6 protein-coding genes are annotated in these 22,848 nt (G+C 57.5%); 4 read left to right on the top strand and 2 right to left on the bottom strand.

Features of this window, described 5'->3' with window-relative positions; all coding sequences use genetic code 11:
- Window positions 1–22: 22 nt before the first annotated feature.
- Together QMG93_RS20250 and QMG93_RS20245 are read right to left on the bottom strand one after the other, a co-directional pair.
- Window positions 23–919: a DMT family transporter gene (locus tag QMG93_RS20250; protein ID WP_281939601.1), complete on the bottom strand. Its 897-nt coding sequence runs from the start codon at window positions 917–919 to the stop codon at window positions 23–25.
- Window positions 916–1,770 (bottom strand): AraC family transcriptional regulator, encoded by an 855-nt coding sequence (locus QMG93_RS20245; RefSeq protein ID WP_281939599.1) that lies wholly within the window; start codon window positions 1,768–1,770, stop codon window positions 916–918. Before QMG93_RS20245 ends, QMG93_RS20250 begins: the two co-directional genes overlap by 4 nt.
- Window positions 1,771–2,349: 579 nt before the next feature.
- On the opposite strand from QMG93_RS20245, the gene QMG93_RS20240 reads away from it, so the two are divergent.
- The 4 genes from QMG93_RS20240 to QMG93_RS20225 all read left to right on the top strand — a co-directional run.
- A complete protein-coding gene (locus QMG93_RS20240; protein ID WP_281939597.1) occupies window positions 2,350–3,150 on the top strand; it encodes a thioesterase II family protein in 801 nt (266 codons plus the stop codon).
- Between the two features lie 301 nt (window positions 3,151–3,451).
- Entirely contained in the window at window positions 3,452–5,257 is a 1,806-nt protein-coding gene (locus tag QMG93_RS20235) for an ABC transporter ATP-binding protein (RefSeq protein ID WP_281939595.1), read from the top strand.
- The gene (locus QMG93_RS20230) at window positions 5,232–7,013 is read left to right on the top strand and encodes an ABC transporter ATP-binding protein (protein ID WP_281939593.1); all 1,782 of its coding nucleotides are present in this window, start codon (window positions 5,232–5,234) and stop codon (window positions 7,011–7,013) included. Before QMG93_RS20235 ends, QMG93_RS20230 begins: the two co-directional genes overlap by 26 nt.
- A 92-nt stretch (window positions 7,014–7,105) precedes the next feature.
- The coding region (locus QMG93_RS20225) for a non-ribosomal peptide synthase/polyketide synthase (protein ID WP_281939591.1) at window positions 7,106–22,848 on the top strand (15,743 nt) is incomplete at its 3' end.

The following is a 22,848-nucleotide window of genomic DNA, read 5'->3' as shown; positions in this document are numbered from 1 at the left end:
AAAACACCTGTCGGGTGTTTTTTTATTTCGCCTTCTTCGTTTTTTTCTCGGAAAGAAATAATCCCGCCAGCGTAAGAAACGTGCCTAATAAAGCGGTTCCGGTGATGTTCTCATGCAGAATCAGATAGGAGGCCGTTACGGTGATGACCGGGACCAGGTAAATGTAGATGCTTGTTTTGACTGCGCCGAGAACGCCGACACTCCAGTTCCATGTCACAAAGCAGAGCGCGGAGGCACCCATGCCAAGAAATAATAGATTGAGAAGGTGGCTTCCTTCGGCAAATCGTTCCAGATCTAAACGAAAGTCGGACACGGGCAACACGGGCAGCATGAAGATCAATCCGTAAAAAAAGACACGGCGGGTGATGCCCACGGCAGGATAGCCGAGCTTGCTGATATGACGCATCAAAATGGAATAGGCCCCCCAAAACAAGCAGGCGAGAATGGCCAGAACATCGCCTAGCGGATTGAGCTTTAAAATATAACTGCCATTCAAGGTGATGAAGACAATACCGAGGATCGCGACGATGAACCCGATGAAAAACTGCAGATGCAGCGGTTCCTCTTTCAGCAGAAAATGCGCTAAAACGGCAGTGATGAACGGAGCAAGGGAAACGATAATCCCTACATTTGAGGCCAAGGTATGGACTAAGGCGATATTTTCGAGCAAAAAATACATGGTAACGCCGCAAAGCCCGGCTCCTGCGAAGAGCAGCTCCTCTCGAATGCGTCCCGTTTTGAAGAAGCGCGGATAAACCGCCCACAGCACGATATAGCCAAGAATGAAGCGAAAAAACAAAATTTCAAGGGGGGTAAATTCCACCAGCAGAACCTTGGTCGAGATAAAGGTTGTCCCCCAAATCAATATGGTCACAAACGCCGCAAAGTGTGCGGCGGCTTTTTTACGGGAATCCGTCATACGTCCTCCTTGGGAGCGGAGCGCTCCACCGGGTTAGCATGGAGGAAGATGCGCATATACTGCCGGGGGGTCAAACCAATAAATCTTTTGAAAAAATTCGTAAAATGACTTTGATCGCTGAATCCGGTTTGATGCGCTGCGTCAACGGGAGCAATGCCTTGCTCCAACAACTTTTTGGCCTTGCCGATCCGTATCGTCTCCAGATAATTATAAGGGGAAATTCCTCTCTGCCGGGTGAAGGACCGTAGAAAATGATATTTGCTGAGGCCAACCATACCGCTCAACTCATCCAGCGTGATTTTTTGGAAAAAATTTGTCTCCATATAATCGCAAACCGCTTGAAACTCGGAATCACGCTCCTGGGCCGTTCCCTCGGCGGAAGTATCCGAATAGTCCTGCATAAGCTGTCCGATCAGAAAAAAGAACAATTCCTCTTTGACAAAGTCCGTCTCCCCTTCACAGATCATGTGATGCAGTTCCTGTAAGGAGGATGCAAGCTCGCTTCGGCAAATCACGTTGTGCGTGAAATCAGGCAAATAATCGCGACCGGTGATCTCCAATACAACTTGTCTCATCCGATCCGGCTGTATATTGATACAGCGATAATCCAATACTTTCTCATCAATCTGCTCGCAGGAATGAATATCCCTCGGATTAAAAATAAGAATATCGCCGGGATGAATGATATAGTCCTGATGGTTACACTGTAAATACCGCTGACCTTCTTCGATAAACCCAATCACGTAATAGTCATGGAAATGGTTGGGGAATTTCTGCATAATCCCTTCAAAACGATAGGCTTCTATCTGCAAATCCGTGTCATAGCACACGGTTCTAATCTCATTGGGCATGTGTTCTCCTCCTTAACAGCTCCTCCTTGTAACTATATCAGAATGCCCTTAAAGAAGAATTGGATGATATTGCTCAATCGTATTCGCTTGACGTTTTTATTACGAACACAAGTATATAGGTCTTAAGTCTTAGTTTTTACGAATGTTAGTTTGACACAATTCGACAAGAGCGTTTTTTTGTGAAGCCTTGCCGGAGACCATTTTGTCTTAACGGAATTTTCGTTTTGATTTTATTAGTTTCGTAAATCTTGGTCAAAATGGCTGGCATGGGAAGTCTCTAAGGGAACCGGACTTTTTTAGAGTTGTTTTTACAAATTTCGCGTCAATTTACGGTTTCTTTAGAATTAAAATGAATGAAATGTAAAATAAACAAGCCAAGCCGATGGAAAAAAAGTAAAAGTGAAAACAAAAAGAAGTATGGTTTTATTACATAAATGAATAAAAATGGTTATTTTGTTTTCTGTAAATTTAATCTCCTAAAATTAGGATAAATGTCTCATGCCAATAGGTCCTATTATTTGTATATAATTAGCAGAGAATGGGATCCACTCTTCGACAACACCTATAGGGGGAGGAGACATGATTTCACGAACGCCTTCTTGGTTTCTGAATGCCGAGGCCAGTTCGCGTATGCAGCTTCGTTTATTCTGCTTTCCATATGCGGGCGGCGGAGCGTCGGTATTCGGCAATTGGAAACGAAAGTTTCCGCCAGAGATTAAAGTATGCCCCGTGCAGCTCCCCGGTCGGGAAAGCAGGGCATTGGAGAGCCCGCTAAACTCTCTTCCGGACATCGTACAATCGCTTGTTTCGGAGATGACGCCATTCCTGCACTCTCCGTTTGCTTTTTTCGGTCACAGCATGGGGGCGCTGATTGCATTTGAAACGGCCCGGAAGCTCTACCGGGAACATCAGGTATTGCCTGCACACTTCTTCGCGTCAGGAAAAGACGCACCGCACTATACCTCCAGAAAAAAAATTCTCCATCGTCTGCCGGACGAACAGTTCAAGAATGAGCTTCGGCTCATCGAGGGAACACCGGAAGAGATTTTGGACAATGACGAATTGATGCAAATTGTTATGCCTCGACTGCGTTCGGATTTTGCCGTTTGCGAAACGTACGTTTACCATCCGGAAGAACCGCTGAGCTGCCCGATCACCGTTTTTGGAGGGGTACAAGACCATGATGTGAGCATAGACTCGCTTCGCGCTTGGCAGGAACATACAAGCAGCGACTTCAAGCTGCAGCTGTTCGAGGGCAATCACTTCTTTCTCCATCAGCAGGAGACGGAGGTTATTGACAGCATTATGCACGTATTGTCGGCGCCCAATAAACCGGCTGTTTTACGACAGGACATGATCCATGTCAATCGTTTAGGTTAAGCCGGAAGATTAGCTCCTGTTATTGTAGGACAAATTCTCCTATATACTTCATAATTTTTATCGGAATAATGTGTATTAAATCGCGAAGGTACGCTGAAGCTTGACGTTATCGAAAGGGTGAAAGAGAAAGCCGGATAAACCTACTACAGTGCGAAAGGAGACAGGGATGAGAACCACATTTTGAAGCTTTGGAATTCAAGGCTCCTCGGTAATCAGCCAAGACTATGGACAGGCACGACGTGATTGACGGTTTGGCGGCTGCTAAGCCATCGAAAGCCGTCCGACGATAGGAGGCTCCCTTTTGTCCAAACGAAACCCCGCTTTTTCCAGATTGGCCCGCTATGTCAAACCTTATTTTCCGTGGGTTGCTGTCACGGTGCTCGCTTCCCTCTGTGTGGCTGCCATCGACATCGTGTTGGGCAAAGCCATCGAACGGTTGGCCGAGGGAACGATCGGTTCGCCCGTCGCCATGATTCTGATGGTCCTTGCGATGGTATTGGTTGGCATGCCGTGCAAATTTATGATCAAATACGCTTCGGCGAAATTTAGCGTCAGCGCATTAAGGGATTTGCGCAACGAGCTGGCGGACCGGTTCGGCGATCTGACGATGTCGAACGTGGAGCGCCGCTTTACGGGAGATCTTGTCTCCCGGTTGACGAACAATACCGCCGTGCTGCAAAACTTTTTCATCCAGCATTTCGCCAATCTCTTTTATCTTCCCGTTGTTTTTATAGGCGCTCTGACCTTGCTCTTGCTCACAAGCTGGAAGCTGGTGCTGTCCAGTCTAGTGCTGATGCCGCTCGGCATCGTCTTGGCCGCTTTGCTGAACAAGCCGATTCAATCGTATTCGGCGCAGCTTCAGGAAAAGATCAGCGAGCTGAATGTCGTGGCCCAAGATGCGATCGGCGGAATTGCCATCGTCAAAGCGTTCAACATGCAGGCGGCTTTTTTGAAAAAATATTCGCTGATCATGGACGAGGTGATCAGACAAGGCCTGCGCATGGAAAAGCGATATGCAGCAATCACGCCGATAGGCGTCGCGCTCTTCTCTACGCCCATTATTCTGGTTATCGCCTTCGGCGGCTATTTGATCGCGCAAGGGGAGCTGAGCGCAGGCGGGATCGTCCTGTTCCTCTATCTCATTACGTTCATTCTGCAGCCGATTTCGATGCTCCCGACGATGATCTCGCAGATCAAAGAAGCTGCGGGAGCCGCCCAGCATTTGTTCGAGGCACTGGATTGGCCCACGGAACGGAAAGGGTCAATGAATCTGCCGGTTCGGCCCGCAGCCGCTCCGGTACGGTTCGAGGCGGTAACGTTCTCCTACGACGGCGAAACGAAGGTGCTGGACGGGATTAGCTTTCAGGTGAACGAAGGCGAAACGGTAGCGTTCGTCGGGGGCAGCGGAGGCGGGAAAAGTACCCTTTTTAAGCTGCTATGCGGATTTTACGAGCCCGGGCCGGATGGGGACGGCACGATCGAAGTGTTCGGCCGACCGCTGTCCGATTGGGATCCGTCCGAGCTGCGCGCCCGCCTATCGCTGGTGTCTCAGGAATCGTATCTGTTTCCGGCCACCATCGCCGAAAATATCGGTTACGGGCGCGCGGACGCCACCCGCGAGGAAATCGTCGAGGCGGCAAAGGCCGCACATGCGCATGAATTTATTATGCAGCTTCCGCAAGGCTATGAGACGCCGCTCGGCGAACGTGGAGGCGGTCTGTCCGGGGGGCAAAAGCAGCGGATTGCCATCGCCAGGGCATTCCTGAAGGACACTCCCCTGCTGCTGCTGGACGAGCCTACCTCGGCGCTCGACAGCCACTCCGAAGCGCTTGTGCAAAGCGCTCTGAAGAGCATGATGGGAGGCCGTACCGTGCTCGTCATCGCCCACCGATTGTCGACCGTCCGGCAGGCCGACCGCATTATCGTGCTGGATCAGGGGCGGATCGCGGAGAGCGGGACGCACGACGAACTGCTCAGACATAACGGAGTGTACAGCAAATTATACGTCCAGCAGTTTGCAGCTGCGGAGGACGAAGATACCGCCGGACTTGACCGTTCGCAGGCGGCAAGGGGGGGAGAGCGTGACCTTCAAGCAGGGGTTCGATGATTTTCGGCACTTGATGTCGTTTATGAGGCCGCGAAGCAAGCTGTACTACATCGGTGTGTTCGGCAACAGCCTCACCAATGCAAGCGTCCCGATTTTGCTTTCTTTCGTGCTCCGGTACCTGCTTGATTTTGTGGTCAGCCGGGATACGGCGGAGCTTTACAGGGCGATTTATCTGGTGTGCGGCACGTTTTTGGCCCTGAGCATTTTATCGCCCATATGCAGCTATGCGTACCACCGCTGCGTGAAGCTGACTTTGGCGGACATCCGCCTGCAATTGTTCGCGCATATCAGCCGGCTGCCTTTCCGGGCGGCGGAAAGCCGTCACTCCGGCGATCTGATTTCCCGGATGACTAACGACGTGCAGACGCTGGAGAGGGCATACACGGAATATATGCGATCCATCATTTTGGAAATCACCATGTTCGTCAGCTCGATCGTGATCCTGCTTGCACTGGACTGGCGGTTTGCTATGGTCGCGGTCGGACTTACCCTACTATCAGCCTGGCTGAATGCAAAGTTCGCGGGGAGGATGCGAGAGGTAAGCGGACGGCTGCAGGAACAGACGGCACGGTTCACGGAACGGCTCAGCGATCTGCTGACCGGCCTTCAGGTGGTCAAGCTGTTCGCCTTGAAAGGGAAGGTCGGGCGGTTGTGCAGCGAAGCCAGCGACGCGGTCAGCGAGACCGGAGTCAAGCAGGGACGCCATCTTGGTCTGCAGGATGCGTGCAACTTTTTCATCGAGTTTGCGGCCTTGGGAGGCATGCTTGTGATCGGTCTCCTGATGGTCTCCTCGAAGCAGATGGAGCTTGGTACGCTCGGGCAAATCGTGCAGCTGCAAACCGGCATTTCGGCAGTATTTCTTCAGCTCGGCTCGGCCGTCTCGCTGATGCAAAATTCGTTTGCGAGCCTGACCCGGATTCGGGAGATTCTGGACGAACACAGGGAACCGGAGCGTTTTTCCGAAACGTTTGCAGTGCCCGATCAAGCGCGAATGGCGGCTTCCCCGCAAGCGGCTCTGGAATTCAGCGGTGTGTCGTTCGGCTACGATTCGTCCCGCGCGGTGTTGCGACGGCTTAACCTGACGGTGGAGGAAGGGCGGATGACGGCGCTCGTCGGTCCGAGCGGAGGCGGCAAAAGCACCGTCATGAAGCTGCTGCTCGGCTTCTACCCTCCGGATGAGGGAACGTTGACGATCCGGGGAAAGTCGGCGGGACACTATACGCTGGCGGAAATCCGGGACTTCATGGCTTACGTCCCGCAGGAGTCGACGCTGTTTCACGGCACTGTCGCCGACAATATTCGTTTTGGTTCCCCCGGAGCCTCGATGGAGGAAGTGGAGGCCGCAGCGAAAGCGGCGTATGCCCATTCGTTCATTACCGAGCTGCCGGGCGGCTACGATACCGTCGTCGGCGAGCGGGGCGCCAATCTGTCGGGCGGCCAGCGCCAGCGCCTTGCGATTGCCCGGGCGCTGCTGAAGAACGCGCCGATATTGCTGCTTGACGAAGCGACGTCGGCGCTGGACGCCGAATCGGAGCATGAAGTGCAGCAAGCGGTTCAGGCGCTCATGCAGGGGCGGACGACCCTCGTCATCGCCCATCGGCTGTCCACGGTGGAGCAGGCGGACGTCATTTGCGTCATTGCCGATGGCGAGGTGAAAGAGAAGGGGACTCATGAGCAATTGCTCGCCGAAGGGGGGCATTATGCCGAACTGTACCAACTGCAGTTCCGTGCGGACCCGGCCGGGCAACCGGCCTGATGTCCATCGGCTGCGATGCGGCAGGAGGATCGGCAGGCAGACGGCTTTTACTAGGATATATTTTCCAAGTACTTTTACAAGGAGAGAATCTTATGAGCGGAAATCCAATCCAGTTTTATTCGTTAACGCAGCCTCAGCAGCGGATTTGGTATACGGAATTGCTTTATCCGCACCGCAATACGTCCACCATCATCGGGACCGTTAAAATAAGAGGTCATGTGCAGATCGACGCCTTGAAGCAAGCCATCAACCAAGTGATTGCCCGGAACGATTCGTTTCGAATCCGCATCGTGTCGGATAACGGGGTTCCCCGTCAATATGTCAGGCCGCATGCCGATCAGGCAATCGAATGCCTCGACCTGGACTTGGCGCAGGCGGAGGAATGGGTGCGCTTCCATAATCTGGTGCCGTTCGAGCTGCTGGATTCGGATCTGTACCGGTTCGTTATTGTTCGGATTGGCGAGGAAGAAACGTGGTTCAATTTTAAAATGCATCACATCGTCACCGACGGCGTGTCCATGAATCAGGCCGTCAACCAAATCAGCGAGCATTACTCGCAGATCGTTAGCGGGAAGACGACGGCTGCTGCGGGGAAAAGCAAGCCTTCCTATCTCGATTTTATTCAGGTGGAGCAGGAGTACGAGCAATCGGACCGCTATCAGAAAGATAAAGCGTACTGGATGGGCAAATTCGGCGAATTCCCGGAGACGCTCGGGCTGAAATCCTACAATCCGTTGACGCTCGGCACAGCCGCCAAGCGGGAAAGCGTCGTGCTGAACGACGGGCTCTATCAAGGTGTGAAAGCTTTTTGCGAGCAGAACGGGATCGGTCTGTTCACGTTCTTCTTGACCGCTTTGTCTATTTACATGTACAAAATGACGCAGGAACAGGACATTCCGATCGGAACGCTGTATGCGAACCGGACGTCGAAGAAAGAAAAAGATACGCTCGGCATGTTCGTCAGCACGGTCGCGACCCGCGTTCGGGTGGAGCCCGAGTCCGAGCTGCTGGCGTTCCTGCAAAGCGTAGCCAAAGAGCAGGCGTCGATCCTGCGTCATCAGCGTTATCCTTACAACAAAATCGTTCAGGACCTGCGGGAAGCCCGGCGCAGCCAAGATATTCAGCGTTTGTTCGGGGCGTCCATCCAATACCGTACTTTGAGCTTTGCCCCGTTCGGCGATTCGGTCATGCAGGTGGACAACGATTTTTGCGGGGATATCGTGAACGACTTCGATATTCACATGGTCGAGATGCTGGACGATGGGAAGCTCGTCCTATATCTGGATTACCGTATTGAGCTGTTTGATGAACATGAAGTCGCGCAGCTGATCCGGCAGTTCCTTGGCGTGGCAGAACATATGATCGAGAGCCCGACCCAAAAAATAGTTGATTTATCGCTGATTGACGCCGGGGAGCGCGGTAAGATTCTGAACGTATTCAACGCTACGGCGGCGGACTATCCGCGGGAGCAGAGCATCGGCGCGCTGTTTGAAGCGCAGGCGGAGCGGACGCCGGAGCAGACGGCGGTCATGTGCGAAGACGTCAAGCTGACCTACCGCGAGCTGAACGAGCGGGCGAACCGGCTGGCGCGGACGCTGCGGGTCGCGGGGGTAGAACGCGACGAGCCCGTCGCGATCATGGCCGAGCGCTCCGTCGAGATGGTGATCGGGGTGCTGGCGATTTTGAAGGCCGGAGGCGCCTACGTGCCGGTTGACCCGGACTATCCGGAGGAGCGCATCCGCTACCTGCTGGACGATTCGGGGACTAAGCTGCTGCTGGTGCAGCACCGGGAGCTGGTGCGTGCGGACTTTGCGGGAATAGTCGTAGATTTGAACGATGAAAGGGTTTACAGCGAAGATGCCTCGAACTTGGAGCCGGTGAGCGGGCCGGAGGATCTGGCCTATATCATCTACACGTCGGGAACGACCGGCAAGCCGAAGGGCGTGATGGTCGAGCACCGCAACGTGGTCCGGTTAGTAAAAAATACGAATTACGTCCAACTGGATGAAACGACGCGCATTTTGCAGACGGGCGCCGTCGTGTTCGACGCGTCAACGTTCGAAATTTGGGGAGCGCTGCTGAACGGCGGGCAGCTGTATTTGGTCAGCAACGATGTGATTTTAAACGCGGCCCGTATGGAGGAAGCGATTCGGGAGTACCGGATCACGACGATGTGGCTGACTGCGCCGTTGTTCAACCAATTGACGCAGCAGAACAGCCGTCTGTTCGGGGACATGAAGACGCTGATTGTGGGCGGGGACGTGCTATCGGTGCCGCACATCAACCGGGTGGTGCGGGATAACCCGGGGCTAAGTCTGGTCAACGGCTACGGTCCGACGGAAAATACGACGTTCTCGACGACGCACGAGATAGCGGGCGAGCAAAGGGAAGCGGTGCCGATCGGACGTCCGATTGCGAATTCGACGGCATATGTGGTCGACCGCGGGATGAAACTGCAGCCGGTCGGAGCGTGGGGCGAGCTGATCGTCGGCGGAGACGGGGTGGCGCGAGGCTATTGGAACCGTCCGGAGCTGACGACGGAGAAATTTATCGCGAGCCCGGTGCGTGAGGGAGAGCGCTGCTACCGGACGGGAGACTTGGCGCGCTGGCGTGCGGACGGAACGCTGGAGTATAAAGGCCGGATCGACGAGCAGGTGAAAATCCGGGGCTACCGGATCGAGCTGGGCGAGGTGGAAGCGCAGCTGCTGCGCGTGGAAGGCGTGCGGGGAGCGGTCGTTATTGCGAGGGAAGACGAGCAGGGACAAAAGCAGCTGTGCGCTTACTTTACGGCGGAGAATGAATTGATGGTAAGTGAGGTTCGAAGCGCATTGTCGCAGGAGCTGCCGGGATACATGGTGCCGTCGTATTTCGTGCAGGTGGAGCGCATTCCATTGACGCCGAACGGCAAAGTGGACCGCCGGGCGCTGCCTGCGCCGGAAGGAAGCGTGCAGACGGGAACGGAATACGTGGCCCCGCGGACTGTCGTGGAGCAAGCGCTGGCATCGGTGTGGCAGGCGGTTTTGGGAGTCGAAGCCGTCGGGATGCTGGACAATTTCTTTGAGTTAGGCGGCGACTCGATCAAGGCGATTCAGGTGTCTTCGAGAATGCTTCAGGCCGGCTATAAGATCGAAATGCGAGAGTTGTTCCAGTATCCGACCGTGGCTGAGCTTGGCGGACATGTGCAGGCTGTCGACCGCATCGCCGACCAAGGGGAAGTTGCGGGCGGCGTGAAGCTGACGCCGATTCAGCGCTGGTACTTCGAGCAGGAGCCGGCCGAGCCGCATCATTATAATCAGGCGCTGCTGCTTCATCGGGAAGCGGGCTTCGACGAAGCGGCGCTGCGTCAGGCGATGCGCCATATCGTCCAGCATCACGATGCGCTGCGCACCGTATATCGCCGGACGGCAAGCGGCGGCTTCGAGGCATGGAACCGGGGCGTCGACGAGGGCGAGCCGTTCACGCTGGACATCGCCGATTTTACGGGCGAAACGGACTGCGCAGCGGCGATCGAAGCGAAGGCGAACGAGCTTCAAAGCGGCATCGACCTGAGCGCCGGACCTTTGGTGAAGCTGGGACTGTTCCGGTGCGCGGACGGAGATCATCTGTTGATTGCCATTCACCATCTTGTGGTGGACGGAGTATCGTGGCGCATTTTGCTCGAAGATTTGGCGGCAAGCTATGAGCAAGCGTTGAAGGGAGAGACGGTTCGTCTTCCTCACAAGACGGATTCGTTCCAGGTCTGGGCGGAGCAGCTGTCGCATTATGCGAGCGGTCCGGCCATCGAGCGCGAACGGGCCTATTGGCGGCAGATCGCGGAAGCCGATTATGGTGCGCTCCCGAAGGATTGTGCGCAGGATCAGGCGCAGGTCGGGGACGGCGAAGCCGTTACGGCGGTATGGACGGCGCAGGAGACGGAGCAGCTTCTGAAGCAGGCGTCCCGCGCGTATAACACGGAAGTAAACGATCTGCTGCTGACGGCGCTGGGCATGGCGGTTCACGAGTGGACCGGGATGGAGCGGGTGCTTGTCAATCTGGAGGGACACGGCCGGGAAGCGATCCTGCCGGAGCTGGACATTACGCGCACCGTCGGCTGGTTTACGAGCCAATTCCCGATTGTGCTGGAGTTGGGGGCAGAGCGGGACGTTTCCCGGCGGATCAAGCGGGTGAAGGAAGGGCTGCGCCGCATTCCGAACAAAGGGATCGGCTACGGCGTTTTGAGATATTTGTCCTCCGCTTCCGATTCGTGGAGGAATAAGGAATTCGAGGTCGAGCCGCAAATCAGCTTTAACTATTTGGGGCAGTTTGACCAGGATTTGCAAGGCAATGCTTTCCGTTTGTCGCCTTATTCGAGCGGAGCGGCTGTCAGCGGAAGTCTGGCCAGAAGATATGAGCTGGATATCAACGGCATGGTCACGGACGGCGAGCTGCGTCTGTCCATCGGCTACAGCGGCAAAGCGTACCGCAAGGAAACGATGGAGCGGCTGGCCGGGCTGCTGGAGGCGAGCTTGCGTGAGGTGATCGCCCACTGCGCGGCCAAAGAGCGGCCGGAGCTGACGCCAAGCGACGTCCTGCTCAAAGGGCTGACGGTTGAAGAGCTGGATGCGCTTGTCGAACGCACCCGCTCTGCCGGCGAGCTGGAGAACGTGTACGCGCTCACGCCGATGCAAAAAGGGATGCTGTTCCACAGCCTGATGGAGCCGCATTCGGGCGCTTATTTCGAGCAGGCGACATTCGAGCTGCAGGGAAGCTTCCATATCGGCGTATTCGAGAAGAGTCTGGGGCTGCTGGTGGAAAGATACCCCATGTTCCGAACGAATTTTTACAGCGGCTGGCATGAGCAGCCTTTGCAGATCGTTTATCGGACGAAACAGGCCGGCTTCCATTACGAGGATTTACGCGGGATGGAGGAAGCGGAGCGTCAGGCGTATGTCGCGGCTTTTCTTGAGAAGGATAAAGTCAGCGGCTTCGATTTGAGTCACGACGCGCTGATGCGCGTGTCCGTGCTGCAAACAGGCGACTCGGTGTACCGTTTTGTCTGGAGCTTCCATCATATCGTGATGGACGGCTGGTGCCTCGCTTTGGTGACGAACGAAGTGTTCGGCACGTACTTCGCGCTGCTGGAGCAGCGTCAGCCGGAGCTTGCTCCGGTTGTCCCGTACAGCCGTTATATCGAGTGGCTGGAGCGTCAGGACGGCGAGGAAGCGGCCCGCTATTGGAGCGGCTATTTGGCCGGCTTTGAGCATCAGACGCTGCTGCCGCAGGAGCGCAAGGTGGAACGGTATGACGCGCAGAAGCTATCGTTCCAGCTCGGGAAGGGTCTGACGGAGCAGATGCAGCGCACGGCGAAGCAGCATCAGGTGACGATGAACACGCTGCTGCAGGCGGCTTGGGGCGTCGTACTGCAAAAATACAACAACAACGGGGACGTCGTGTTCGGCAGCGTCGTGTCGGGGCGGCCGGACGATATTCCGGGCGTCGACCGGATGATCGGGCTGTTCATCAATACGATCCCGGTACGCATTCGCTGCGAAGTGGAAACGACGTTTGCGGAATTGCTGCGAAGCACGCAGGAGCAGGCGCTGGCTTCCCGCGATTTCGAGACGTATCCGCTCTATGAGATTCAGGCTTTGACCGAGCAAAAGCAGGATTTGGTCAACCATATTATCGTGTTCGAAAACTATCCGGTCGAGCAGCGAATGGAGCAAATGGGTAGCCGTGGGGCAGAGAGCTTCGCGATTACGGGCGTCGCGATGTCCGAGCAAACGAACTATGCGTTTAATATTACGGTCATCCCGGGCGATGATCTGGGCATTCATTTCGAATACAACGCGCTGGCGTTCGAACGTTCGACGCTGGAGCGGATGCGGGGCCATCTCGTGCGCGTGCTGGAGCAGGCGACTGGTAACCCGGACGCGCGGGTAAACGAGCTGGAGCTTGTTACGCCGGAAGAGCGAACGCTGCTGGTGGACGGCTTCGGCAGCGTAGGCGTAGAGAACGGCTACGCGCCGGAGCAAACGTTCCATGCATGCTTCGAAGCGCAGGCGGAGCTTGTGCCGGAGCAGACGGCGGTCGTGTATGCGGGAGCGCAGCTGACGTACCGCGAGCTGAACGAGCGGGCGAACCGGCTGGCCCGGACGCTGCAAGCGCGCGGAATCGGGCGCGAGTCGATCGTCGGCATCCTGGCCGACCGTTCGACGGACTTGCTCGTTGCCGTGCTGGCGGTCTGGAAAGCGGGCGGCGCGTACGTACCGCTGGACCCGGACTATCCGTCGGAGCGGATCGGATTCATGCTGCGGGACAGCGGAGCAACTGTGCTGCTGACGCAGACGCATCTGCAGGAGCGCGCGCAAGCGTGGCTGGCCGAAGGCCATGCGCTGGAGGCGGTGCTGTGCTTGGACGACGAAGCATCGTTCGCCGGGGACGCGTCCAACGTGCCGAACTCGAACGAGCCGGGCGACCTCGCCTACGTGATCTACACGTCGGGAACGACGGGCCAGCCGAAAGGCGTCATGATCGAGCACCGCAGCTTGGTCAACACGGCGGTCGCGTACCGCCGGGATTATCGGCTTAGCGAGTTCCCGGTGCGGCTGCTGCAATTGGCGAGCTTCTCGTTTGACGTGTTCGTCGGAGATATCGCGCGGACGCTGTACAACGGCGGCACGATGGTCATCTGCCCGAAAGAGGACCGGATCGACCCGACTCGCCTGCACGGCTGGATACGGGATTACGAAATTACGGTGTTCGAATCGACACCGGCGTTGATCGTCCCGTTTATGCAGCATATCGCGGATCACGGGCTGGACATTAGCTCGATAGAGCTGCTGATTACGAGCTCGGACAGCTGTAGCGTGACGGATTACCGGGTGCTGCAGGAGCGTTTCGGCTCAACCATGCGGATCATCAACGCGTACGGGGTAACGGAAGCTGCGATCGATTCGAGCTACTACGACGAGCCTTTGACGAAGCTGCCGGAGACGGGGAGCGTGCCGATCGGGCAGGCGTGGCTGAATGCGCGGTTCTACATCGTGGACGCGCAGCTGCAACCGGTGCCGGTGGGCGTGCTGGGCGAGCTGTGCATCGGCGGAGCCGGGGTCGCGCGAGGCTACTTGAACCGTCCGGAGCTGACGGCGGAGAAATTCGTGCCGAACCCGTTCGTGCCGGGCGAGCGTTTGTACCGTACGGGCGACCTGGCGCGGTGGATGGAAGACGGGAACGTGGACTTCATCGGCCGGATCGACCATCAGGTAAAAATCCGCGGTTACCGGATCGAGCTGGGCGAGATCGAAACGGCGATGCTGCGCTTCGCTGGGGTGCGTCAGGCCGTGGTGATCGACCGGACGGACGAGCGGGGACAAAAATATTTGGCAGGCTACGCGGCAGGGGACGACACGCTAAGCGTAGAGGAGCTGCAGGCGTATCTGGAGCAAAGCCTGCCGTCGCATATGGTGCCGGCGCGGATGATGAAGCTGGAGCGGTTGCCGCTGACGCCAAACGGCAAAGTGGACCGCAAAGCGCTGCCGGAACCGGAAGGCGCAGTACGCGCGGGAGCGGCGTACGCAGCGCCGAAGACGGCGGCGGAGCAGACGCTGGCGGCGGTGTGGCAGGCTGTGCTGGGCGTGGAGAAGGTCGGCATCTTGGACAACTTCTTCGAGCTGGGCGGCGATTCGATCAAAGCGCTGCAGGTGGCTTCTCGCTTGCTGCAAGCGGGCTACAAGCTCGTAATGAAGGACTTGTTCCAGTATCCGACGGTGGCGGCGCTGAGTCCGCACATTCAAACGTCGGGCAAGCTGGCGAGCCAGGAAGCCGTGGAGGGCGAGGTAGAATTGACGCCGATCCAGCGGTGGTTCTTCGGGCAGCAGCCGGCGGACGTGCATCACAGCAACCAGTCGGTTATGCTGTACCGCAAGGAAGGCTTCGACGAAGCGGCGCTGCGCGTGACGATGAAGAAGATCGCCGAGCATCACGACGCGCTGCGCACGGTATTCCGGGAGACCGGAGGTGGCTACGTCGCATGGAACCGCAGCGTGGACGAAGGCGAGCTGTTTAGCCTGGAGGTGCTGGATTTCAGCGGTGCGATGGATATCGCGGCCGCGGTCGAAGCGAAAGCGACGGAAATTCAAGGCAGCATCGACTTGGAACAGGGACCGCTCATGAAGCTCGGTCTGTTCCGCTGCGCAGACGGCGACCATCTGCTGATCGCAATCCATCATCTGGTGGTCGACGGGGTATCGTGGCGTATTTTGTTCGAGGACATTGCCACTGGATACGAGCAGGCGCTTCGCGGAGAAGCGATCCGTCTGCCTCACAAAACGGATTCGTTCCGGACATGGGCGGAGCAACTGTCGCACTATGTGAACGGCCCCGCGATGGAGCAGGAGCGGACGTACTGGCAGCAGATCGAGCAAAGCGACTATGCCTCACTGCCGAAGGATAACGCGGAGGTCAGACCGCTGCTGAAAGAGAGCGACGTCGTGACGGTGCGCTGGACGGCGGAGGAAACGGAGCAGCTTTTGAGGCAGGCGCACCGGGCATACCGTACGGAAATGAACGACCTGCTGCTGACGGCATTGGGCATGGCCGTGCACGAATGGTCGGGTCTGGACCGAGTGCCGGTCAACCTGGAGGGCCATGGCCGGGAGGAAATCATCCCGGATGTGGACGTTTCGCGGACCGTCGGCTGGTTTACAAGCCAATTCCCGGTCGTATTGGAGAAGGGACAGGACGAGCCTATCGGCCAGCGGATCAAGCGGGTGAAGGAAGGGTTGCGCCACATTCCGAACAAAGGCATCGGGTACGGCATCCTGCGATATTTGTCCGCGCCGCAAGAGGGCGTGAAGTTTGCCGTCGAGCCGGAAATCAGCTTCAACTATCTCGGCCAGTTCGACCAAGATTACGAAAGCAACGATCTGAAGCAATCCCGGTATTCCGTGGGGGCGGAAGCCAGCGGGAATGCGGCGATGGATTTTGCGCTGGATATGAACGGTATCGTATCGGAAGGCGAGCTTGTTTTAACGATCCGCTACGGCACAACCCAATACCGCCGAGAAACGGTGGAGCGGCTGGGCGGACTGCTGCAAGCCAGCCTGCGGGAAGTGATCGCGCACTGTGTGGCGAAAGAGCAGCCTGAACTCACGCCGAGCGACGTTCTGCTCAAAGGAGTGACGGTTGACGAACTGGAGCGGTTGGCGGAGCTTACGCAGCCGGTCGGCGAGCTGGAGAACGTATACGCGCTAACGCCGATGCAGAAGGGCATGCTGTTCCACAGCCTGATGGATGCGGAATCGGGAGCTTATTTTGAACAGGCGACGTTCGATCTGAAGGGCGGCTTCGATGTCGTATCCTTCGGGAAAAGTCTGGATCTGCTGGTACAGCGGCATGAGACGCTGCGGACCAATTTCATCAGCGGCTGGAAGGACGAGCCGGTCCAGGCCGTATTCCGGGAACGTGCGGGCGAGCTGCTTTATGAAGACCTGCGCGGCATGGAGGAAGCGGAGCGCGAGGCGCACGCCGCCGACTTTACGAGCGCGGACAAGGCCCGCGGCTTCGACCTGAGCCAAGGTTCGCTGATGCGCGTGTCGGTACTGCGCACCGGTGAGGATATGTACCGCTTTGTTTGGAGCTTCCATCATATTTTGATGGACGGCTGGTGCATGTCTCTTTTGATTCAGGAAGTGTTCGGCAGCTACTTTGCGTTCCGCGAGCAGCGGCAGCCGGAGCTTGAACCGGTAACCCCGTTTGGCAGGTTTATCGAATGGCTGGAAAATCAGAACCGCGAAGCGGCGGCAGGCTATTGGAGCGATTACTTGTCCGGCTACGAGCAGCAGGTGCTGCTGCCGCAGGAGAAGCCGCAGCACAAGACGGAAGGCTACGTCCTGCAAAATCTGGACTGGACGTTCAGTCCCGAACTGAGCGTACGGGTCGAACGTGCGGCCAAACAGCATCAGGTGACCGTCAATACGCTCATTCAGACCGTGTGGGGCCTGATCCTGCAAAAATACAACAATAGCGACGATGTCGTGTTCGGCAGCGTCGTGGCTGGCCGTCCGGCGGAAATCCCGGGCGTGGAATCGATGATCGGTTTGTTCATCAATACGATTCCGGTGCGCATCACCAGTGCCGCCGGGGAATCGGTAGCCGATGTCATGCGCAGAACGCAGGAGCAAGCCTTGAATTCCGGCGCCCACGACACGTTTCCGCTCTATGAGATTCAGGCGCGGACCGGACAGAAGCGCGATTTGATCAACCACATCATGGTGTTCGAAAACTATCCGATCGACGAGCAGATCGGGCAGCTGGGCGGCGGAAGCCGGGACGCTTTTGCGATTGCGAACATCGAAACGCCGGAGCAAACGAACTACAATTTCAATTTCATCGTTATCCCCGGCGAACGGATCACCATTCGTTTCGGCTATAATGCGATGGCGTTCGACGAAGCTGGTATCCGGCAAATTGCCGGTCATGTCGCCAGGGTGCTGGAGCAGGTGGCGGCTGCACCGCATATTCGCGTGGACGAGCTGGAATGGGTTACCGAGGCGGAGCGGGCACAAATTGTCGATGTCTTCAACGCTACGGCGGCGGACTATCCCCGTGACGAGACCGTTCACGGGCTGTTCGAAGCGCAAGCGGAGCGGACGCCGGACCAGGTGGCGGTCGTATTCGAAGACGAGCGGCTCACGTACCGGGAATTGAACGAGCGAGCGAACCGGTTGGCGCATACGCTGCGGGCGGAGGGCGTACAGCCCGATCAGCCGGTCGGCATCATGGTCGAGCGTTCGCTTGAGATGATCGTGGGCATTTTCGGAATCCTGAAAGCCGGCGGCGCATATGTGCCGATCGATCCGGAATACCCGCAGGAGCGGATCGCTTACATGCTGGAGGATTCGGGGGCCAAGCTGCTGCTGACGCAGAGCCGTTTGCGGGAACGCGCGGATTTTGCCGGGAAGCTGCTGGTGCTTGAAGACGCGGCGGTGTATAGCGAAGATGCTTCGAACCCGGAGCCTGCAGCGGGACCGAGTCATTTGGCTTACGTCATTTACACGTCGGGTTCGACCGGCAAGCCGAAGGGGGTCATGGTCGAGCACCGGTCCGTCGTGCATACGCTGACCCAGTTGGAGCGGGAATACCCGATGCTGGCGGACGATACGTATTTGCTGAAAACGACCTTCACGTTCGACGTATCGGTAACCGAGTTGTTCGGTTGGTATTTCGGAAAAGGCAAACTGGCGATTTTGCCACCGGGGCTGGAAAAAGACCCCGCTGCGCTCACGGAAGCGATCGAGAGCGGGCAAATCACCCATTTGAATCTAGTGCCGTCGATGTTCAGCGCATGGGTCAATACGCTGAAGGAAACCGACGTTTCCAGCATCCGCACCTTGAAATATGTATTCGTTGCCGGAGAGGCGCTGCCGGTCAAAGCGGTCGAGGACTATTACAGCTTAGCGGCGAACGCCCAACTGGAAAATATTTATGGACCTACGGAAGCGACAATTTATGCGACCTATTATTCGACGACTCCAGAAACCGCAGAGCTGGCGGGCGTGCCAATTGGACGGCCGCTCGGCAATGTGCAGGCGTGGATTATGGACGCGGCTTCCCGTTTGATGCCGGTCGGCGTAGCCGGAGAGCTGTGCATCGCGGGTGAGGGCGTGGCCCGAGGCTATTTGAACCGGCCGGAGCTGACGGAGGAGAAGTTTGTGCCGAATCCGTTTGCGCCGGGCAAGCGGATGTACCGAACGGGCGACTTGGTGCGCTGGATGCCGTGTGGGAATATCGAATATTTGGGCCGGATCGACCATCAGGTGAAAATCCGCGGCTATCGGATCGAGCTTGGCGAGGTGGAAACGCAAGTGCTGCGCTTGCCGGACGTGCGTGAAGCGGTGGTTATTGCGCGGGAGAACGAGCTCGGCCAGAAGCAGCTGTGCGCCTATTTCACGGCGGACCGGGAATGGAGCGCGGCGGAGCTGCGAAGCGCGCTGTCGCAGGAGCTGCCGAGCTACATGATTCCGTCGTACTTCGTGCAGCTGGAGCGGATGCCGCTGAACGCCAACGGCAAGATCGACCGCAAAGCGCTGCCTGCGCCGGAAGGAAGCATCCAGACGGGCGCGGAATATGTAGCGCCCCGCACAACCGCGGAGCAAACGCTGGCTTCGGTGTGGCAGGCCGTGCTCGGTGTCGAGGCGGTCGGGGTGCTGGACAATTTCTTTGAGTTGGGCGGCGACTCGATCAAGGCGATCCAGGTATCTTCCAGACTGCTGCAACTCGGGCATAAGCTTGAAATGAAGGATTTGTTCCGGTATGCGACGGTGGCGGAATTAAGCCCGCTGCTTCGTGCGGCTGACAAAAAGGCCGAGCAGCGCGAGGTCAGCGGAGCCGTCAGCCTGACGCCGATTCAATACTGGTTCTTCGAGCAAAACCAGGAGGAGCCGAATCATTTTAACCAAGCGGTGATGCTTCACCGGGAACGCGGCTTCGACAAAACGCCGCTTCGGCAGGCGATGGCGAAGGTCGTGGAGCATCATGACGCCCTGCGCACGGTCTTCCGTAAGACGGAAACCGGTTTTGAAGCGTGGAACCGCGGTATGGGCGAAGGCGAGCTGTATACCCTGGATGTGGTCGATGTGAGGGAAACGGCGGATTGCGCTGCGGCGATTGAAGCGAAAGCGGACGACATTCAAAGCGGCATCGACCTGAGCGCCGGACCTTTGGTAAAGCTGGGGCTGTTCCGCTGCGACGACGGAGATCACTTGCTGATCGTCATTCACCATTTGGTGGTTGACGGGGTATCTTGGCGCATTTTGATTGAGGATCTTGCGGCAGGCTATGAGCAGGCTGCCAACGGACAAGCCATCCGTTTGCCGTACAAAACGGATTCGTTCCGTACGTGGGCGGAACAATTGTCGCAGTATGCGGCCGGTCCGGCTATGGCAAGCGAGTCGGCGTATTGGCAGCAAATCGCTGAGGCAAGCTATGCTCCGCTGCCTCAGGATACGGTGCATGATGGCGCGTTTACGCTTCGCGATAGCGAGACGGTAGCCGTGCAGTTGACGAAGCGGGAAACGGAGCAGTTGTTGAAACAAACGCACCGGGCTTACGGCACTGAGGTGAACGACCTGCTGCTGACGGCGCTGGGCATGACGATCCGCCAGTGGACCGGAATGGAGCGTGTGCTGGTCAACCTGGAAGGACACGGCCGTGAGGAGATTTTGCCGGACATTGACATCTCGCGTTCTGTCGGGTGGTTCACGAGCCAATTCCCGGTCGTGCTGGAGATGGGGCAGGAAGAGTCCGTAGCGCAGCAGATCAAACGGGTGAAGGAAGGACTGCGTCAAATTCCGCATAAGGGGATCGGTTACGGCATTTGGAAGCATTTGTCCGGTTTACAGGAAGATCGCGCTCGCGAGACGGAGCCGCAGATCAGTTTTAACTATTTGGGGCAGTTCGATCAAGACCTGCAAAGCGGCGACGTCGCGATGTCCGCATACTCCATCGGCTCCGCCGTCAGCGAACGCACGGTAATGAAATATGCGCTGGATTTCGGGGGAATTGTTACCGACGGTACGCTTGTTTTGGATATCCGCTATAACGGCAAGGCGTACCGCAAAGAGACGATGGAGCGACTGGCCGAGCGGCTGCAGGCGAATCTGCAGGAAGTGATCGCGCACTGCACGGCGAAGGAGCGCGCGGAGCTGACGCCAAGCGACGTCCTGTTCAAAGGACTGACGGTGGAACAGTTGGACGCGATTGCGGAACGGACCCGGAGCGCCGGGGAGCTGGAGAACGTGTACGCACTCACCCCGATGCAGAACGGCATGCTGTTCCACAGCCTGATGGAGCCGGATTCGGGAGCGTACTTCCAGCAAGCCACATTCGACCTGACGGGAAGCTTCAACTTGGCGGTGTTCGAGCAAAGTCTGGAGCGGCTCGCGGAAAGACACGAGATTTTCCGCACGAATTTCTATAGCGGCTGGCATGAGCGGCCTTTGCAGGTCGTTTACCGGACGAAAAGGGTTGGCTTCCATTACGAGGATTTGCGCGGCATGGAAGAAGCGGAGCGGCAGGAGTATGTCGCGGCTTTCCTTGAGAAGGATAAGGCCCGTAGCTTCGATTTGGCTCAGGACGCGCTGATGCGCATCTCCGTGCTGCAAACGGGGGACGCCGTATACCGCCTCATCTGGAGCTTCCATCATATCGTGATGGACGGCTGGTGCCTCGCATTGGTGGCAAGCGAAGTGTTCGGCACGTATTTCGCGCTGCTGGACCGGCGTGAGCCCGAGCTTGCTCCGGTTGTCCCGTACAGCCGCTATCTCGAGTGGCTGGAGCGGCAGAACGGCGAGGAAGCGGCCCGCTATTGGAGCGGCTATTTGACCGGCTTCGAGCATCAGACGCTGCTGCCGCAGGAGCGCAAGGCAGAAGGCTACGCGGCCGAGGAGCTGGCGTTCCAGCTTGGAAAGCGTTTGACCGAGCAGATGCGTCGGACGGCCAGGCTGCATCAGGTGACGATGAACACGCTGCTGCAGGCGGCTTGGGGCGTCGTGCTGCAAAAATACAACAACAACGAGGATGTCGTGTTCGGAAGCGTTGTATCAGGGCGGCCGGACGACATTCCGGGCGTCGACCGGATGATCGGTCTGTTCATCAACACGATTCCGGTGCGCATTCGCTGCGAAGCGGAAACGACGTTCGCGGAATTGCTGCGGAGCACGCAGGAGCAGGCGTTGGCTTCCCGCACCTACGAGACGTATCCGCTCTACGAGATTCAAGGTTTAACCGAGCAAAAGCAAGATTTGGTCAACCATATTATCGTATTCGAAAACTTCCCGGTCGAGCAGGAAATGGAGCAAATGGGAGGCGACAGCGCGGACAGCTTCGCGATTGCGGGCGTCGCGATGTCCGAGCAAACGAACTATGCATTCAACATTACGGTGATGCCGGGCGAAGACATGGGCATCCACTTCGAATACAACGCGCTGGCGTTCGACCGTTCGACGCTGGAGCGGATGCGCGGTCATCTCGTGCACGTGCTGGAGCAGGCGACAAGCAACCCGGACGCGCAGGTGAACGAGCTGGAACTGGTTACGCCGGAAGAGCGGGCGATGCTGGTGGATGGCTTCGGCAGTGTGGGCGTTGAGGAAGACTATGCGCCGGAGCAAACGTTCCACGCGTGCTTCGAAGCGCAGGCGGAGCTTGTGCCGGAGCAGACGGCGGTCGTGTATGAAGAGGCGCAGCTGACGTACCGCGAGCTGAACGAGCGGGCGAACCGGCTGGCCCGGACGCTGCAAGCCCGCGGGATCGGGCGCGAGTCGATCGTCGGCATTCTGGCCGACCGTTCGACGGACTTGCTCGTCGCCGTGCTGGCCGTCTGGAAAGCAGGCGGAGCGTATGTACCGCTGGACCCGGACTATCCGTCCGAGCGGATCGGGTTTATGCTGCGGGACAGCGGAGCGACTGTGCTGCTGACGCAGACGCATTTGCAGGAGCGCGCGCAAGCGTGGCTGGCTGAAGGCCAGGCGCTGGAAGCGGCGCTGTGCCTGGACGACGAATCCGTTTACGCCGAGGACGCGTCCAACGTGCCGAACCAAAACGAGCCGAGCGACCTCGCTTACGTGATCTACACGTCGGGGACGACGGGCCAGCCGAAGGGCGTTATGATCGAGCACCGCAGCTTGGTCAATACGGCAGCGGCTTATCGCCGGGATTACCGTCTGGACCAGTTCCCGGTGCGGCTGCTGCAATTGGCGAGCTTCTCGTTCGACGTGTTCGTCGGAGATATCGCGCGGACGCTGTATAACGGCGGGATGATGGTCATCTGCCCGAAAGAAGACCGGATCGACCCGAC

It is taken from the genome of Paenibacillus tyrphae (assembly GCF_027925525.1).
GTDB lineage: Bacteria > Bacillota > Bacilli > Paenibacillales > NBRC-103111 > Paenibacillus_G > Paenibacillus_G tyrfis_B.
This window is presented reverse-complemented; position numbering and strand designations above follow the sequence as displayed.

Coding starts and splice junctions, on each gene's coding strand:
- QMG93_RS20250 (WP_281939601.1), bottom strand. CDS start 919: ATGACGGATTCCCGTAAAAAAGCCGCCGCACACTTTGCGGCGTTTGTG.
- QMG93_RS20245 (WP_281939599.1), bottom strand. CDS start 1,770: ATGCCCAATGAGATTAGAACCGTGTGCTATGACACGGATTTGCAGATA.
- QMG93_RS20240 (WP_281939597.1), top strand. CDS start 2,350: ATGATTTCACGAACGCCTTCTTGGTTTCTGAATGCCGAGGCCAGTTCG.